General features: G+C 66.4%; 16 protein-coding genes. 8 read left to right on the forward strand and 8 right to left on the reverse strand.

Translation table 11 applies throughout. The features are described 5' to 3' along the window. Positions 1–59: 59 nt before the first annotated feature. Positions 60–1,853, reverse strand: coding sequence for an acetyl/propionyl/methylcrotonyl-CoA carboxylase subunit alpha (locus AC4LGL_RS07590; RefSeq protein ID WP_491838178.1), 1,794 nt, complete (start codon positions 1,851–1,853; stop codon positions 60–62). Positions 1,854–2,056: 203 nt separating this feature from the next. On the opposite strand from AC4LGL_RS07590, the gene AC4LGL_RS07595 reads away from it, so the two are divergent. Further along, positions 2,057–3,196, forward strand: coding sequence for a DUF6199 family natural product biosynthesis protein (locus tag AC4LGL_RS07595; protein ID WP_491838179.1), 1,140 nt, complete (start codon positions 2,057–2,059; stop codon positions 3,194–3,196). Between the two features lie 15 nt (positions 3,197–3,211). On the opposite strand, the gene AC4LGL_RS07600 is transcribed toward AC4LGL_RS07595, so the two are convergent. From AC4LGL_RS07600 to AC4LGL_RS07610, 3 genes are all read right to left on the reverse strand, one after another. Next, positions 3,212–3,628 carry a SufE family protein gene (locus AC4LGL_RS07600; RefSeq protein ID WP_491838180.1) on the reverse strand — a complete coding sequence of 139 codons (417 nt, stop codon included), beginning with the start codon at positions 3,626–3,628 and terminating at the stop codon, positions 3,212–3,214. Beyond that, entirely contained in the window at positions 3,625–4,524 is a 900-nt protein-coding gene (locus AC4LGL_RS07605; protein WP_064928885.1) for a sulfurtransferase, read from the reverse strand. Before AC4LGL_RS07605 ends, AC4LGL_RS07600 begins: the two co-directional genes overlap by 4 nt. An 81-nt stretch (positions 4,525–4,605) precedes the next feature. Further along, on the reverse strand, positions 4,606–4,833 hold the full coding sequence (locus AC4LGL_RS07610) for a hypothetical protein (protein WP_231395893.1): 228 nt from the start codon (positions 4,831–4,833) through the stop codon (positions 4,606–4,608). A 256-nt stretch (positions 4,834–5,089) separates the two neighbouring features. On the opposite strand from AC4LGL_RS07610, the gene AC4LGL_RS07615 reads away from it, so the two are divergent. Continuing rightward, positions 5,090–5,797 carry an alpha/beta fold hydrolase gene (locus AC4LGL_RS07615; protein ID WP_491838181.1) on the forward strand — a complete coding sequence of 236 codons (708 nt, stop codon included), beginning with the start codon at positions 5,090–5,092 and terminating at the stop codon, positions 5,795–5,797. 7 nt (positions 5,798–5,804) lie between these two features. Then, positions 5,805–6,200 (forward strand): hypothetical protein, encoded by a 396-nt coding sequence (locus tag AC4LGL_RS07620; RefSeq protein WP_491838182.1) that lies wholly within the window; start codon positions 5,805–5,807, stop codon positions 6,198–6,200. 39 nt (positions 6,201–6,239) lie between these two features. Here the strand turns inward: AC4LGL_RS07620 and AC4LGL_RS07625 are convergent, their stop codons facing one another. The 4 genes from AC4LGL_RS07625 to AC4LGL_RS07640 all read right to left on the reverse strand — a co-directional run bounded on the left by AC4LGL_RS07625 (position 6,240) and on the right by AC4LGL_RS07640 (position 9,663). Next, a complete protein-coding gene (locus AC4LGL_RS07625; protein ID WP_491838183.1) occupies positions 6,240–6,878 on the reverse strand; it encodes a Maf family protein in 639 nt (212 codons plus the stop codon). Positions 6,879–6,889: 11 nt separating this feature from the next. After that, complete coding sequence (locus AC4LGL_RS07630; protein WP_491838184.1) at positions 6,890–7,192, reverse strand: acyl-CoA carboxylase subunit epsilon; 303 nt, start codon at positions 7,190–7,192, stop codon at positions 6,890–6,892. Further along, a complete protein-coding gene (locus AC4LGL_RS07635) occupies positions 7,189–8,817 on the reverse strand; it encodes an acyl-CoA carboxylase subunit beta (RefSeq protein WP_491838185.1) in 1,629 nt (542 codons plus the stop codon). The genes AC4LGL_RS07630 and AC4LGL_RS07635 overlap by 4 nt, the downstream gene beginning before the upstream one ends. Positions 8,818–8,943: 126 nt before the next feature. Beyond that, entirely contained in the window at positions 8,944–9,663 is a 720-nt protein-coding gene (locus tag AC4LGL_RS07640) for an LbetaH domain-containing protein (RefSeq protein WP_491838186.1), read from the reverse strand. A gap of 456 nt (positions 9,664–10,119) precedes the next feature. Between AC4LGL_RS07640 and AC4LGL_RS07645 the strand changes: the two genes are divergently transcribed. From AC4LGL_RS07645 to AC4LGL_RS07665, 5 genes are read left to right on the forward strand one after another with little or no spacing between them, the layout of a single operon-like run. Further along, positions 10,120–10,698 carry a DapH/DapD/GlmU-related protein gene (locus AC4LGL_RS07645; RefSeq protein WP_491838187.1) on the forward strand — a complete coding sequence of 193 codons (579 nt, stop codon included), beginning with the start codon at positions 10,120–10,122 and terminating at the stop codon, positions 10,696–10,698. Beyond that, entirely contained in the window at positions 10,689–11,933 is a 1,245-nt protein-coding gene (locus tag AC4LGL_RS07650) for a WcaI family glycosyltransferase (protein WP_491838188.1), read from the forward strand. The genes AC4LGL_RS07645 and AC4LGL_RS07650 overlap by 10 nt, the downstream gene beginning before the upstream one ends. Further along, positions 11,930–13,177 carry a hypothetical protein gene (locus tag AC4LGL_RS07655; protein WP_491838189.1) on the forward strand — a complete coding sequence of 416 codons (1,248 nt, stop codon included), beginning with the start codon at positions 11,930–11,932 and terminating at the stop codon, positions 13,175–13,177. The genes AC4LGL_RS07650 and AC4LGL_RS07655 overlap by 4 nt, the downstream gene beginning before the upstream one ends. 37 nt (positions 13,178–13,214) lie before the next feature. Further along, positions 13,215–14,543, forward strand: coding sequence for an MATE family efflux transporter (locus tag AC4LGL_RS07660; protein WP_491838190.1), 1,329 nt, complete (start codon positions 13,215–13,217; stop codon positions 14,541–14,543). Beyond that, the gene (locus tag AC4LGL_RS07665; protein WP_491838191.1) at positions 14,536–15,693 is read left to right on the forward strand and encodes a glycosyltransferase; all 1,158 of its coding nucleotides are present in this window, start codon (positions 14,536–14,538) and stop codon (positions 15,691–15,693) included. Before AC4LGL_RS07660 ends, AC4LGL_RS07665 begins: the two co-directional genes overlap by 8 nt. Positions 15,694–15,699 lie beyond the last annotated feature (6 nt).

Raw genomic sequence — 15,699 nt, forward strand, 5'->3', positions numbered from 1 at the left:
CTTACAGCACAAGATTCAACAGAATCCGTGCCACAAGTGGCCACTCGGCGTGAGAAGAATTACTTGATCTCGGCGATCACGGTGCCCTGGGTGATGGCGGCACCGGCCTCGACGGCCAACCCCGTGATGACGCCGTCCTTGTGGGCGGTCACCGGGTTCTCCATCTTCATGGCCTCCAGAACCACCACGAGGTCGCCTGCGGCCACCTCCTGGCCCTCCTCGACGGCCACCTTGACCACGGTGCCCTGCATCGGCGCGGTCACCGAGTCACCCGAGGCTGCCGCGCCGCCGCTGGCGCCGCGCTTGCGGGCCTTGGGCTTCTTGCGGATCGCGCCGGGGGCAGCGCCGCCGCCTCCGCCGAGCGCCAGGTCACCGGGCAGCGACACCTCGAGGCGACGCCCACCGACCTCGACGACCACGGTCTGGCGAGGAATGGTGTCCTCTTCCTCGATCGGGTCGCCACCGGTGAACGGTTCGACGGTGTTGTCCCACTCGGTCTCGATCCAGCGGGTGTGGACGGTGAAACCGTCTTCGTCGCCGATGAAGGCGGGGTCGGACACCACAGCCCGGTGGAACGGGATGACGGTGGCCAGGCCCTCGACGTTGAACTCCGCCAGGGCGCGGCGGGAGCGGTCCAGCGCCTCGTCGCGGGTGGCACCGGTGACGATCAGCTTGGCCAGCATCGAGTCGAACTGACCGCCGATGACCGAGCCGCTCTCCACACCGGAGTCCATCCGGACGCCCGGGCCGGTCGGGGCCTCGAACTTGGTGACCGGGCCGGGGGCGGGCAGGAAGCCGCGGCCGGCATCCTCACCGTTGATGCGGAACTCGAACGAGTGGCCGCGCGGCGTCGGATCCTCGGTGATGTCCAGGGCGTCGCCGTTGGCGATCTTGAACTGCTGGCGCACCAGGTCGATGCCCGAGGTCTCCTCGGTGACCGGGTGTTCGACCTGCAGGCGGGTGTTGACCTCAAGGAAGGAGATCAGGCCGTCCTGGCCGACCAGGTACTCGACGGTGCCGGCACCGTAGTAACCGGCCTCCTTGCAGATGCGCTTGGCGGACTCGTGGATCTCCTTGCGCTGCGCATCGGTCAGGAAGGGGGCCGGGGCCTCCTCGACCAGCTTCTGGAAGCGGCGCTGCAGCGAGCAGTCGCGGGTACCGGCGACGACGACGTTGCCGTGGGTATCGGCGATCACCTGGGCTTCGACGTGGCGCGGCTTGTCCAGGTAGCGCTCGACGAAGCACTCACCACGACCGAACGCGGCGACGGCCTCACGGGTCGCCGACTCGAACAGTTCGGGGATCTCCTCGAGGGTGCGGGCCACTTTCATGCCGCGACCGCCACCGCCGAAGGCGGCCTTGATCGCGACCGGCACGCCGTACTCCTTGGCGAACGCCACGACCTCGTCGGCGTCCTTGACGGGGTCCGGGGTGCCCGGCACCAGCGGTGCCTTGGCCTTGGCGGCGATGTGCCGCGCGGTGACCTTGTCACCGAGATCCCGGATCGACTGCGGGCTGGGCCCGATCCAGATCAGCCCGGCATCGAGCACGGCCTGGGCGAAGTCGGCGTTCTCCGACAGGAAGCCGTAACCCGGGTGGATGGCGTTGGCGCCGGACTTCGCGGCAGCGTCCAGGATCTTCTCGAAGACCAGGTAGGACTCGGCTGAGGTCTGGCCGCCCAGGGCGAAAGCCTCATCGGCAAGCCGTACGTGTGGTGCATCGGCGTCAGGCTCGGCATACACGGCCACGCTGGCCAGTCCTGCGTCTTTGGCGGCACGGATCACCCGGACCGCGATCTCCCCGCGATTGGCGACCAGCACCTTGGAGATCTTTGAGCTGGCGTGGTTGGCCACGGTGCCTCCTCGGCAGTGTTCTCTAAGAAACGTCTTTAAGAATCTATCGCGGGCAGTTTATGCGCCGCACCTTGGCGCTCGCCAAACCGGTATCGGTTACCGGCGAGTAGGTTTCGCAGTGGATTTCTCGGTGAACGCATCAGTCCTGCTGACGGGCTGAAATACCGAGTCGACCGACAGCCCGACGCTATTACTGTTGGTCCGTGGGTGCGGGGATTTTTGTGATTGTCGTGGGCGTGTTGGTGGGCGGCGTGATGGCGGCGGCACCGCGGGGCATCTGGTGGGCCACGCAGTCCTGGAAGTTCCGCCATCCCGAGGCCAACGAACCGAGCGACACGGCTTACGGGTTGACGCGGGCGGGCGGCGTGTTCGTGATCCTTCTCGCGCTGTTCGTGGGCTGGTCAGTCATTCACAGTGACTTCCAACGGAAGGACCGCCGCGAGGCGCAGGCGCAGCAGCAGGCGGCTGAGGCGGCCTTCGTGGTGCCACAACCCGAGACACGCGGTCTGCTGCCGGTGATCGGCTATATAGCCAGGTACGTGCCCGTGGGCGTCTCGGTCGACTTGTATTACACGGCGTCGTCCCGGTCGGTGCCGGACTACATCCGGACCATGTCGGAGCGGTTCACCTACCCGTGCGCGTCGGTCCCGACGAAGACTCCCGGTGACGACGGGCGCCTCGACGTGACGATCGGCCTCTCCTGGGCCCCGGAGCGCCTCGGCGATATGGACCAGAACGATTCTTGTCGGATCGGCAACGGGGCCAAGCTGGAAAAGGTCTCCCTGGGCCCGTTCCCGGCCACGGCGCCGGTGATCACCACCAGCGGACCGATCCTGACGGAAGACGGCAACGGGGTGGCTGCAGCGGTCGGCAATGTCGTTCCCGAACTCGCCGAGGTGCCCAATGCGGACGGCTCCGTTCCGCTCGTTTCCGACCGCGGAGCGCTGCCGATCGTGGGTTACGCCATCGCGGCCGGATCCGGCGGCATCCACAAGGACGCGCAATTCCTGGAGGTGTCGTATCTCGTCCCGAAGGGCGTCCAGGTCGAGGACGGCATTTCGTCGAGCAGTCGGTCCGGGGGCTGTCAGGCGGTGCCCACGGTGTCCGGCCTCGGTACGCCCACTGTGACGGTCAACGTGCGGCTGCGTTGGTCCGAGGCCGGCCGGTACCCCGCCACGGACGATGCGCAGTGCCGGGCCGGAGGTTCGCAAGTGCGGGTTAAAACCAGTCGGTGGGGTGAAATCACCGATAGCACAACGATTGTCACTGACGGTCCGGTATCGAACGAGGCCGGTGTCGAGGTTTCCGGCGCGGCGCCGGGGAATCGGGTGCCGCGGAGCTGACCTGCCTTCGCCGGCTCAGGCGCCGCGCAGCCGCCGCTTGATTCGCGTCAGCATCGCCGACATACCGCGAAGCCGCAGCGGGCTGATCAACGCGGCCAGGCCCAGCGCGGTGTAGAAGTCATCGGGCACCGCCAAGATGTCATCGGCGGACTGGCCGTCCAGACCGGTGGCCAGGATCGCGGCGAAGCCGCGCGTCGTCGGAGCCTCCGGGGGAGCGCTGAAGTACAGCCGCACCTCGTCCCGGTCGGACGCGTCGACGTCGAGGAACAACGGGGACTGGCATTCCGGCACCGGCTCCATTGCCGCTTCCTCAAGATGAGTCGGCAAAGGGGGCAGCTCGTTGGCGAACTCCAACAACAGCTGCAACTTATCCTGGCCGGCCACCTCCTGGAAGTCGGAGACGACCTCGGCCAGGGCGGCCGGCATCGTCACGGAGCTTCGCCCGGATCGGGACCGACAGCCACCGGGACCCGCACGGCGTTGCCCCACTCGGTCCACGAGCCGTCGTAGTTGCGCACCCCGGGCAGCCCTAGCAGGTGGGTCAACACGAACCACGTGTGGCTGGAGCGCTCACCGATGCGGCAGTAGACGACTGTTTCCGGGGTCACGCCGTCGGAGGGCTTGAGGAAACCGTAGAGCTCCTCGAGCTCGGCGCGACTACGGAACTGACCGCTGTCCCGGGCCGCCTTGGCCCAGGGGATCGACTTCGCCGTCGGAATGTGCCCGCCGCGAAGCGCGCCCTCTTCCGGGTAGTCGGGCATGTGGGTGCGTTCGCCGGTGTACTCCTGGGGCGAGCGGACGTCGATCAGCGGCTGCTTGCCGAGGATGTCCAGCACGTCGTTGCGGTAGGCCCGGATCGGGGCGTCGTTGCGCTCCACGACCGGATAGCCGCTGGACTGACGGGTGGGCACCTCGAGCGTGGTGTCGCGGCCGTGGGAAACCCACAGGTCGCGGCCGCCGTCGAGCAGGCGCACGTCGGGGTGCCCGAACAGGGTGAACACCCACAGGGCGTAGGCCGCCCACCAGTTGCTCTTGTCGCCGTAGATGACGACGGTGTCGTCGCGGCTGATGCCCTTGCGGTCCATCAGCTCGGCGAACTGTTCACCGTTGATGTAGTCGCGCACATTGGGGTCGTTGAGGTCGAGATGCCAGTCGATCTTGACCGCACCGGGGATGTGGCCGGTGTCGTAGAGCAAGACGTCCTCGTCGGATTCGACGATGGCCAAGCCGGGCCGACCCAGGTTGCTGGCCAGCCAGTCGGCGGTGACCAGGCGCTCCGGATGGGCGTACTCGGCAAGAGTGGGGCTGGGATCAGCAGGCAGCGGCACACCATGAGCGTACCGTCGGTCCGGATATTCGCGATGTGGCAGTGTCGGTGACCGGCGTGGATTTGCCGCCCAGGCGGTGAGTCACGCGGTGAACGCGACCTCGTAGGCCACGGCGAAACGGCGGACGCCGTTGTTGGCGCGGAAGAGCGAGCCGCCGTTCTGAGACCAGGTCACCACGCGCAGCAGACGCTTGCCGGGAGACAGGCGCTTGGAGATGATGTCGGCGAATGCGGCGCGCAGCCGCTCCAGATCGCAGGTCTCGAAGTCGCGTGCTACACGAACATCCCACATTGTTTCTTCGACTGGCATCGGCCCAGTGTCAACCCACAGTTGAGACTATTCGCGACATCGACGCGGCGTGGCGCCAGGCGAAAAGGTTGCAATTTGATCACTCCGCGCAACCGTGGGCGTCGGAAAGTCGGCGGCAGACGGTGGCGTGCCCCCGAACTGTATTGAGCCCCAACACATGAGGCCGCCCGGCCAGGCGCAGTGCCGGCGGCTCCCTGCCATCGGGTTTACAAATGCCCCGCCGGGGTATACCCGTTTCCAAAACGAAGGAGCCGGGATGGACGCGGTGGCAACCGATCTCGCGGGACGAGGGGTGCGCTTCGAGCATCACGTGCTCGAACTCGACGATGGCCTCCAGGTCGGAGTCTCGATCGGGGGCCACGGCGTGCCCATGGTCTTCCTGCACGGCCTCGGCCTCAACCGCCGGCATTACCTGCGATTGCTCAACCGTATCGCCGCACTCGGATTTCTCGTCGTGGCGATCGACGTTGCCGGGCACGGAGACACTGTCGATTTGCCTTGTGAGGCAGATGAATTGAACGACCGCACTGATTTGGTCTTGCGTACGCTCGATGTACTCGGTATTCGGCGTGCTGTTCTCGCCGGTCATTCGATGGGCGGCCGGATAGTCATACAACTCGCCGCGATCGCGCCCGACCGGGTACTTGCGGCGCTGCTCATCGACGCTGCGGCAGGGGCGTCGTTCGACGCCGCCCTTGAGACGACCATGCGGTCACCACGGCTGATGATGCGCACCGTGGCCGGAGCCGTCTCCGACATGTATCGCGACCCGATCTGGATGAAGGTAGCCGCCGTCAACCGGTACCTGCGAATGCTGACCGCGGTGTCGATGGGCAAAATGCTGCCGCACACCGGTTTCGTCGGCGCCGCGCGCGCCTTGATGCGATCCGATAAATGCGGCTCCCTACTGCGAAAGTTGCGGGATTCGGGAGGTCCCCACGATGGTGCTGCACGGGGAAAGTGACGGCATAGTGCCGTTCGAGTGCGCGGTGGAACTGGCGGATGAGGCCGACGCGACGCTGTACCGGATACCCGGTGCCTACCATTCCTGGCTGATAAACGATCCGTGGCGGGGCGCCGATGCGGTGCGCCAACTTCTCGACCGCGAACTCGGCGCAGCCCTGCGCTGCGAGGCCACCGCGGTCGGCCTGGACGACTGGCGCGACGCGCAGGCGTGGGAGACGGCGTTGATCGAACCCGACGCGTGGGTGCACCGGCTCACCGCCGGAGCCAAGACGATCGGGGCCGGCCGGCGCCTGCGTGTCGAGCGCGTCGAGATGGAGCTGATCCGTCGGGCGTCGAAGGAGGTCGTGCGGATCGCCGCAGCTCGCACGGCCAGAAGAAGGCGGGTCGCACGCCCGGCATGAGGGTTTCACGCCCGTGGGTGTGAGGGCGCCCCTCGGCCTTCAGAGCTGCGCCGAACCCTCCCAGAGTCGTGCGACGGACAGACCACACTCGGCGAGCATCCGACGTAGCAGCGGGAGGCTCAGCCCGATCACGTTGGACGGATCGCCTTCGATGCCTTCGATGAACCAGCCACCCAGCCCGTCGAGCGTGAAACCGCCTGCGACACCGAGTGGTTCGCCGCTTTTGAGGTACGCCTCAAGATCGGCGTCGGTCGGCGAGCCGAAATGCACTGCGGTGATACCGGTATCGGCCAGCCGGTGGGTGACGGTGCCGTCGCGGACCACGAGTACGGCATGACCGGAGTACAGCTGGGCCGTCCGGCCCGCCATGGCCTGCCATTGCTGCCGCGCGGTATCGACGTCCCCGGGCTTGCCGCACAAGCGTCCGTCGAGAAACAGCATCGAGTCACAACCGATGACCACGCAGTCCGCGGCGATGGCGGCCGGAACATGGGATGCCACCTCGTCTGCCTTGGCTGCGGCCAGGCCGCTCACCACGCGCTCGGGCGGTGCATCGGCCAATGATGCGATGACGGCGTCCTCGTCGACGCCTGACACCACCACCAACGGATCGAGGCCGGCCTGGCGCAGAACGCCAAGCCGGCCTGTCGATGCCGAACCCAGGACGACCCGGGTCATTCAGCTATCCACTAGCGCCGCATGTGGGTGCGCTCCAGCAGCGTCACCCGCTGCCAGCTGAAGATCGAGTAGCGCAGCTTGTCCACCGGGTGGCCCCACAGATTGCGATCCCGCAGCACAGGGCCGGTGTCGCCGCCGCCCGCAGTGCCGAGGACGGCCATCAGCGCGGCCATCTCCTCATCGGTGGGCTGACCACGCAGCACCTTGATGTGTGCCTCGTGGTCGGCCTTCTGGTGGGTCTGCGCCTCTTCGGTCGCGGTTTCGTCAGCCACAGTCGCCTCGCTCACAGGAGCTGAACCGTTCGCCCCGCTCACAGTGGGATGTTTCCGTGCTTCTTCGGCGGCATCTGGATGATCTTGCGCTCCAGCAGTCGCAGCGCATTGGCCACGTAGCCGCGGGTGTGCGACGGCGGGATGACCGCGTCGACGTAACCGCGCTCCGCCGCGATGTACGGGTTGACCAGAGTGTCCTCGTAGGTCTGCTGCAGTTCCAGGCGCAGCGCATCAACATCTTGGCCGTCCTGCGCCGCCTGTTTGAGCTGCGAGCGGTAGACGAAGCCCACCGCGCCCGAGGCACCCATCACGGCGATCTGGGCCGTCGGCCAGGCCACGACCACGTCGGCGCCCATGTCCTTCGAGCCCATCACGCAGTACGCGCCACCGTAGGACTTGCGGGTGATGACGGTGACCTTGGCGACCGTGGCCTCACCGTAGGCGTAGAGCAGCTTGGCGCCGCGGCGGATGATGCCGTTGTACTCCTGGTCCGTGCCGGGCAGGAAGCCCGGGACGTCGACCAGCAGGACGATCGGGATGTTGAAGCAGTCGCACGTCCGGATGAACCGGGCGGCCTTCTCCGAGGCGTTGATGTCGAGGCAGCCGGCGAACTGGGTGGGCTGGTTGGCCACGATGCCCACCGGGCGACCGTCGACCCGGCCGAAGCCGACCACGATGTTGCCGGCGTACCCGGCCTGCACCTCGAGGAACTCGTCGTCGTCGAGGATGCGGGTGATGACCTCGTGCATGTCGTACGGCTGATTCGGAGAATCCGGGATCAGCGTGTCGAGCTCGATGTCCTCGTCGGTCAGGGTCTCCTCGATCGAGCCCTGTGCCGGGGCCACCGGGTAGTGCGGCGGCTCGGCGTAGTTGTTCGGGGGCAGGTAGCTCAGCAGATCGCGGACGTACTCGAAGGCGTCCTGCTCACCGGAGGCGACGTAGTGCGCGGTACCCGACTTGGCCATGTGGGTGTGGGCGCCGCCCAGCTCCTCCATGGTGACGTCCTCGCCGGTGACGGTCTTGATGACGTCCGGGCCGGTGATGAACATCTGGCTGGTCTGATCGACCATGACGATGAAGTCGGTCAGCGCGGGGGAGTACACGTGGCCACCGGCCGCCGCGCCCATGATCAGCGAGATCTGCGGGATGACACCCGAGGCCTTGATGTTGTTGTGGAAGATCCGGCTGTACAGGCCGAGGGAGACCACACCCTCCTGGATGCGGGCGCCGGCGCCGTCGTTGATGCCGATCAGCGGGCGGCCGGTCTTGATGGCCAGCTCCTGGACCTTGACGATCTTCTCGCCGTAGACCTCGCCGAGGCTGCCGCCGAAGACGGTGGCGTCCTGGCTGAAGATGCAGACGTCGCGGCCGTCGATGGTGCCGTAGCCGGTGATCACACCGTCACCGAGCGGCCGGTTGTTCTCCAGGCCGAAGTTGGTGCTGCGGTGCTTGGCGAGCGCGTCGAGTTCGACGAACGATCCTTCGTCGAGCAGTGCGAGGATGCGCTCTCGGGCCGTCAGCTTGCCCTTGGCGTGCACCTTCTCCACGGCTTCTTCGCCGACGGGATGCAGCGTCTCCTCGGCCCGCTTCTTGAGATCAGCCAGCTTGCCTGCAGTGGTGTGGATGTCCACCTGGTGCTCGGCGGACGGCTCGGTAACGCTCGTCATGGGTCACGATGCTATCGGTAACCCTAAGACTGGTCTAAGAGAGGTGGGCGTGGCGCGCGTCACGTTCGGTCCGGTCTGAGATGTGTCCAGGCTTGGGCAAATGGGTTCTCGGTGTGTGAAGGCCGGTCAGCGACCGAACAGTTCGGTGTCGAGCGCACGGTCCTCGGGCAGCACTCCCATGGGGCTGTCGATCACATGTTCGGTCATGCTGAGCGTGTCGCGGTCGAAGTACTCACCCTGGGTCTCCCGCTTCCACGTGGCCGGGGACCCCGCGTACAGACCGCGCTTCGACTCAGCTGTCGATCCGCGGGTCATGGTCGAATTGGCGGCCAGAAGCGACTGATCGGGAAGGTGGCTGTCCTTCAGCATCACGGCTCGGCTGCCGACCAGTGAGTGGTGTCCGACGGTTATTCGGCCGACTGTTTGTCGCTTGTGGGCGAAGTCGGGCTCGTGGGTCTGCAGGAGGCACCGGTTGCCGCCGACCGCGGCGTATTCGCGAAGGACGATGGTGCCGGAACAGTCGGCGTAGTGCCTGCTGCCCAGCTTCGCGCCGTAGCCGAGGTACAACGTCCCGGCCCGCGCGTCGAGTTGCTGGAAGATGGGGTGCGCCGAAATCCAATTCCACGATTCCATCGCCGCGTAGTCGTCGAAACGGACCAACCCCAGTCCGCGGACCACGTTGAATGCTCCGATCCGAGCGCCTTCGCCCAGCTCGAATCGCCCGACGTTGCGGACAAGGGTCGGACCGATCCTGGCGGTGCCGGCGATTCGATGACCGAACAGCCTGAGTACACGGTTCTTGAACGACGACGGTGGAAGGAGAAGCCAGCAAAGCATTTCCAGCATCGATACGCCTTTCTCCGCCAGGGGAGCCATGGCGGACATCGTCGGTCGGTACTGCCGAATCTACTGATGCCGGACCGCTTGCGCGTTTACCGCTACGACAGTTTGTGGGGCGTATCACGGAGGCAGAGAGATGAGGTGATGTCGGATATCCATGTGGGCACAGCTGATTCGGGGCTGATCAGGGCGTTGGTCTGATCGGGCTGATCCACGCTGTGACAGGTGGCGGGTGCGAGATCGCTTGTGGTTGCGTATGGTCGGGGCGTCACGCCAGCGTTGCGAACGCTGGGTGCCCATGGCCTGGACCAGCGACCAGGATCGTGATGAAAATGCCGGTACGGCGCCGGGGGACGTCCGACAAGCGAACATCGTGATGTCGCGTAATTGCGCAATTGTTGTCGTGGACCTCCGTGTGCCGTCAAGGGGACGGGAGCTCACCTGATCGCGCCAAGTTCATCAATGTCATCAACGTCATCGACCGAACTGCCCTCTACCGGCAATCGATTTGCGCTCTCCGGCTTCGCCGGGACGGGCTATGACCGCGGCCGGAGTCTGCCAGTGCAGATCATGTGGCTGCTGGTTTCGCGATCCGTTCTGTTCCGGTGGTGGATGCCGAACCGGGCGCGGATTGCCATCTTGCGGGCATTCGGCGCCAGAATCGGGGTCGGCGCGCTCATTCGCCACGATGTCAGGATCCACTGGCCGTGGAAGCTGGACGTGGGCGCGTATGCATGGATCGGTGAGGGTGCGTGGATTCTCAACCTCGAGAATGTCACGATCGGATCGAATTCGTGTGTATCCCAAGAGGTTCTGCTGTGCACCGGTAGTCACGACCGGTCGAGTCCGACATTCGAGTTCGACAATGGGCCCATCGTGATCGGTGACCGGGTCTGGCTGGCTGCCCGCGCAACCGTGTTGCGGGGGGTGCGGATCGGTGACGGCGCGACCATCGCCGCGACCACTCTTGTCTCCCAGGATGTTCCGGCCGGTGACACGCTGTTTCCGCCACGGCCGACGAAGGGAGCCGCATGCGGGTGACGATCATCGGTATCAACTACGCGCCGGAAGTGACCGGAATAGCCCCGTACACCACCGGCATTGCCGAAGGCCTCGCCGAGCGTGGGCATGACGTCACCGTGATCACCGGGTTGCCGCACTACCCCCAGTGGCGTGTCGCCGAGGAGTACCGTGACGTGCGCCGTTGTACCGAGATGCTGCGAGGCGTGACCGTGCACCGCGTCGGCCACTACGTGCCCGACGAGCAGAGCACACTGGGCCGAATCCGGATGGAGGCCAGCTTCGGATCTGCTGTGGCCCGCCATAAGTGGGATGACCCAGACGTGGTGCTCACCGTGAGTCCCGCGCTGCTGTCCGCCGCTCCCGTGGTGGCGCGGGCCCGGTTGTCGACGATCCCGGTCGGGGTCATCGTGCAGGACGTGTACAGCAAGGGCGTGGTGGAAACCGGGGCGGTCGGAGGCCGCTCCGCCGCGGCGACCGAACGGCTGGAATCGACGGTCCTGAGGTCCGCGACCGGCGTCGCGGTCATTCACCCGCGCTTTGCCGATTCACTGGCCGAGATCGGCGTGCGCAGTGACGATCTGGCTGTGATCCGAAATTGGACCCATATCGACGACGCTGCTCCTGCGAGCGCACCGTCGGCAGTGCGAGAGAAGTACGGTTGGCAGCCGAACGAAACCATCGTGATGCACACCGGCAATATGGGTGTGAAGCAGGGCCTTGAAAACGTCGTTGCCGCAGCGAAACTCGTCGGAGCCGCGGGCGCGGACGACCGTGACATCCGCTTTGTCCTGATCGGCGACGGTAACCAGCGTCGCATGCTGGAGGCCGTCGCCCGGGACGCCGAGGCCGTGCAACTGATCGACCCGTTGTCTGACGGCGAGTTTCGCGCGGCGCTGGCTGCCGCCGACATCCTGCTCGTCAACGAGCGTCCCGGAGTGGGCGAGATGGCCGTTCCGAGCAAGCTGACGTCGTACTTCGCTGCGGACAAGCCGATTATCGCCGCCACAGAGCCGACCAGCGGCAGCGCCGAAGAACTTCGCGCATCCGGAGCCGGACTTGTCATTCCGCCGGGTGATCCAGAAGCCCTCGTCGAGTCGGTGCGGCAGCTCGCCGGCGACGAGCAGACCCGGCAGCGATTCGGCTCCTGCGGGGCGCGATATGCCCGCGATCGCCTCGGCGCGGCCAACGCGGTTGCGCAGTATGAGAAGTGGGTGAGCGACCTGGCTTCCGCAGTCCGAGGACTACCGGCATGAATACTCGGGTGAGTCGCAACGACTGCTTTTACGCCGGACAGCCGGCCACCTATCTGGTCGGCCCGCTGGAGCGGGTGCTCCCGCCGGACCTGCTCAAAGCGCGGCTGCAGACCATCGCTGCGGCGGGACCGCAGAACCGCCTGGGCTTGCGTCCGAGCCGCAGGACGCGGCACTGGGAATTCGATCCGGCGTGCGACGGGGTGGTGCTGACCAGCGGCCCGGCCCCGGATATGGCTGACCCCGCCCGGGCGATGCTCGACCTGCTGGCCGGTGGACCGGCGGTTCCGCCGGCTACCGTGCACGTCCACGTCGCCGATCGATGGCTGTTTCTGAACTTCGACCACGGTCTTGGCGGCGGACGGCTGTTCAGCGAGGTGATTGCGGCGGCCGGCTCAGAAGGTCGGGGGTTCAGTGAACCCGCACCCGTGGCGACGACCCGCAATTCCGGCCTGCGTGCCTTTGCCCACACTCTGCGCAAAGAACCCGCGCGACTGTTGCGGGCACTGGACGAACCGCTGCGCCGCAGCGCCGCCGTGGTTCCCGCCGGGCAATTCGATGGGCGGGAATCGTTGGCCTACGCCCGAAGCCGACCCGGCTTTTTGGAAGGGGTGCGGACGAACCGTGACATCTGCCTGCCACGCGCACCGCTGTCGGCGATCATCCTCTCGGCCTTTCTGGACGGACTGCGCAGCCACGGAATAACGCCGGAAGACGAGGTCGGCCTCCTGGTCGACCTGGGCCGGTATCTCCCGCCCGGGGCGGGCACCTTGGCGAATTTCGTCGGCATCGCGCCCATACAGATTGCGCCACCTTACGATCCGGCCCTGGTGGCCGGCGCGATCAGCGAGTACACGCACGGGTGTCGAGCCCTGGTCCGGTACGGCATGGCATATGCCGCGCGGCTCCGGACCCGTCCGGCAGACCTTCCCCGTTGGCAGACCAACAGCCGACGGGCCCGGATCGTCGTGACGGACCACGCCAACTCCGCTGCAGGCAGCAAGATTTCCTGGGCGACCACGCCGAACGGACACCACTTCGTCCGTAAGGCACCCGTGCGCTACTCGAACCAGATCTCGTTGGCCATCAACCGCGTCGGCTCCGAACTGCATCTCACCGCGTCGTATTACGCAAGCACCTTCGACCCCGAGGTGATTACTGCGGTCCTCGACCGGATCGTGGCTGCGGATTCGCCGCTGGTGCGCATGGCCCAGAGTGCGGCACCGAGCAGTCGGGCGGGGCGGTGAGATGGTTCGGACACCGATGCCGTCGACTCAGAGTGACATGCGAGCGCGCTCGACCGGGGTGATCACCACCGCCGACCAGGTGTTGTCGAGCGCCAGCAATGCACTGATGGTGTTTGCGGTGGCTCAGGTTTCACCGGCCGAGCAGTTCGGGATCGTCGCCCTGCTCGTCACGGTGGCCACCACCTGGATCGGCTTCAACAGGGGGGCGCTGGGTACCGCGCTGCTGCTGACCAGCAATATGCACAGGCGCGAGATATCGGCCGAAGGCGGGTACGCGACCAGTTGGTCGTTGCTGACATCGGTCGTCGCGGGCGCGGTATTGCTGGTTCTGTCAGGAGTTTTCGGGCAGATCTGGATCGGTGTGGCGTTCGCCGTGAGCCTGGTCGCGGTGCTGGCCCAGGATGTGCTGCGATTCGTCGCGATCGCACAGGGCAGGCCACTCGTCGCGGCCGTCTGCGATGGGTTCTGGGTGGTGTGGATCCTGGCCGTCTACCTGATCAACCTGCTCACTTCCGGGATGTCGGCGGTGGTCACGGTGTACCTGTGGGGCGTGGGCGGACTCGTCTCGGCGCTGGTGCTGATGCGGGTCCTGCGGACGACACCCCGGGGTCATCGCCTCGTCGGGTGGTGGCGCACGTATGACCGTGCCCGGCTGAGATTTGGAATTGTCTATGCGCTCAACCAGGTTGGTGCCACGCTCGTGACGCTGACCGTGACGATAGTGGTGAGCGGCACCGCGGCGGCTGGGCTGCGCGGCGCGGCGACACTGTTCGGGCCGATTGCAATGCTGGTGTCGGCATTGCCGCTGGTGTTCGTTCCGCATGTCCGCCGTGCTGCGTCGTCGATCGGTGAGCAGTGGCGGGTACTCGTCAAGACATCCATCGCGACGTCGGGTTTGACGGTGGTGGCAGGCCTGTGCCTGGCCGTCATCCCGAGCCGGCTGGGCTCCGCCATCCTGGGTGACACCTGGACGTATGCGTCGGCGCTCGTCGTCTATCTCGGGATCGAATGCGCGGCAATGTGCTGGCTGGTCAGTGTGTACAGCTTCTTCCAGGCGCGCGGCATGAGCAGGACGGTGTTGCGGGTCAAGCTGTTCCAGATCGGTCTGCAGCTCGGTCTGTGCCTGTGCGCCGGGCTGGCAGTGGGCACAGCCGTCGCCATCGCCATCTCCCTGGCCGTGGCGGGCGTTCTTGCCGCTCTGGTCGGTGTTGTGCTCGCCCGGCGCGTTGTGTGGCACGGCGTGACTGAGGCGCCCTCTGCCGACCAGGTCCCTGTCGGCGTGGCGCCTCGAACGCGGTACACCGACACCTGGCCGGTGGTCGATGTCCTCGAAGCGGAGATGAGAGGCCGCAGGTCTGATGAGTGAGGAGACCACCGGTACGGCTCGGCCGGCTGTGCTTCACGTCGTAACGCTGATCACGCCTGATGGTGCCTACGGCGGGCCGGTCAGGGTGGCATTCAACCAATCTCGGCAGCTGCGCGCGGCCGGTCATCGAACGCTGGTCGCAGGTGCGGTACGCGGCTATCCGGAGATCCCGACCGTGATCGACGGGGTTCCGGTCCGACTCGCCAAGGCGCGCAGCATCATTCCCATGGTGGGATTCTCCGGATTGCTCGCTCCCGCGCTGCTTCGCTGGATGGTGCGGAACCGCAAGTCTTTCGACGTGATCCACGTGCACCTGGCACGCGATCTGGTCACGCTGCCGGCGGCCGCGATGGCGCTGATACTGCGGAAACGCCTGATCGTGCAGACCCATGGAATGATCGCCGACAGCAGCCATCCGATTGCGCCGATCCTGGATCGCCTTCTGACCAGGCCGATTCTGCGTCGGGCAGCCGCCGTTCTGTATCTGACCGAAGATGAGCGGGCCGCGCTGCTCCGGGTGCAACCCGAGGCCGCGGTGCGGCACCTTCGCAACGGCGTTCCCGGGTACGAAGGGGCGCGCGGGGCGGCCGACCGGACGGCCGGGCGCGTAGAGGTGCTGTACCTGGCGCGGCTGCAGGCACGGAAACGTCCCGTGCTCTTCGCGAAAGCGGCCGCCCGCCTGCTGGCGGCGGGGTGCGATGCGCGGTTCACCCTGGTCGGTCCCGACGAAGGCGAGGGAGCCGAGGTTCTCGATACGATCGCGCGATCCGATACCGGGTCCGACGAGATCCGTTGGGAGGGAGCGTTGTCACCGGACCGTACGGTGGCGCGGATGGCTGCCGCGTCCATCTACGTGCTGCCCTCGGTCGACGAGCCCTTTCCGATGTCGGTGCTGGAGGCGATGTCGGTCGGATTGCCTGTGGTGATCACCGAGAGCTGTGGACTCGCGGAAACGGTGCGTGAATCCGGTAGCGGAATCGTGGTGGGCGAATCGGAGGACGCTCTGATCGAGGCGATGCGCACCTTGATCTCCGACCAACGGCTGCGGGAGCAGATGAGCGCTGCGGCACGGCAGACGGCAGCAGCGGCATTCAGCATGGAGGCGATCGCGCGCGACCTCGCCGCCTCCTACGTGGGGGAGGACGATTGACTCGGC

Source organism: Mycolicibacterium arcueilense (assembly GCF_058536225.1).

What these genes read in the sequence shown, in the direction of transcription:
- AC4LGL_RS07610 (WP_231395893.1), bottom strand. Translation starts at nt 4,833, where the DNA reads ATGCCAGTCGAAGAAACAATGTGGGATGTTCGTGTAGCACGCGACTTC.
- AC4LGL_RS07615 (WP_491838181.1), top strand. Translation starts at nt 5,090, where the DNA reads ATGGACGCGGTGGCAACCGATCTCGCGGGACGAGGGGTGCGCTTCGAG.
- AC4LGL_RS07625 (WP_491838183.1), bottom strand. Translation starts at nt 6,878, where the DNA reads ATGACCCGGGTCGTCCTGGGTTCGGCATCGACAGGCCGGCTTGGCGTT.
- AC4LGL_RS07635 (WP_491838185.1), bottom strand. Translation starts at nt 8,817, where the DNA reads ATGACGAGCGTTACCGAGCCGTCCGCCGAGCACCAGGTGGACATCCAC.
- AC4LGL_RS07640 (WP_491838186.1), bottom strand. Translation starts at nt 9,663, where the DNA reads ATGCTGGAAATGCTTTGCTGGCTTCTCCTTCCACCGTCGTCGTTCAAG.
- AC4LGL_RS07645 (WP_491838187.1), top strand. Translation starts at nt 10,120, where the DNA reads ATGTCATCAACGTCATCGACCGAACTGCCCTCTACCGGCAATCGATTT.
- AC4LGL_RS07650 (WP_491838188.1), top strand. Translation starts at nt 10,689, where the DNA reads ATGCGGGTGACGATCATCGGTATCAACTACGCGCCGGAAGTGACCGGA.
- AC4LGL_RS07655 (WP_491838189.1), top strand. Translation starts at nt 11,930, where the DNA reads ATGAATACTCGGGTGAGTCGCAACGACTGCTTTTACGCCGGACAGCCG.
- AC4LGL_RS07660 (WP_491838190.1), top strand. Translation starts at nt 13,215, where the DNA reads ATGCGAGCGCGCTCGACCGGGGTGATCACCACCGCCGACCAGGTGTTG.
- AC4LGL_RS07665 (WP_491838191.1), top strand. Translation starts at nt 14,536, where the DNA reads ATGAGTGAGGAGACCACCGGTACGGCTCGGCCGGCTGTGCTTCACGTC.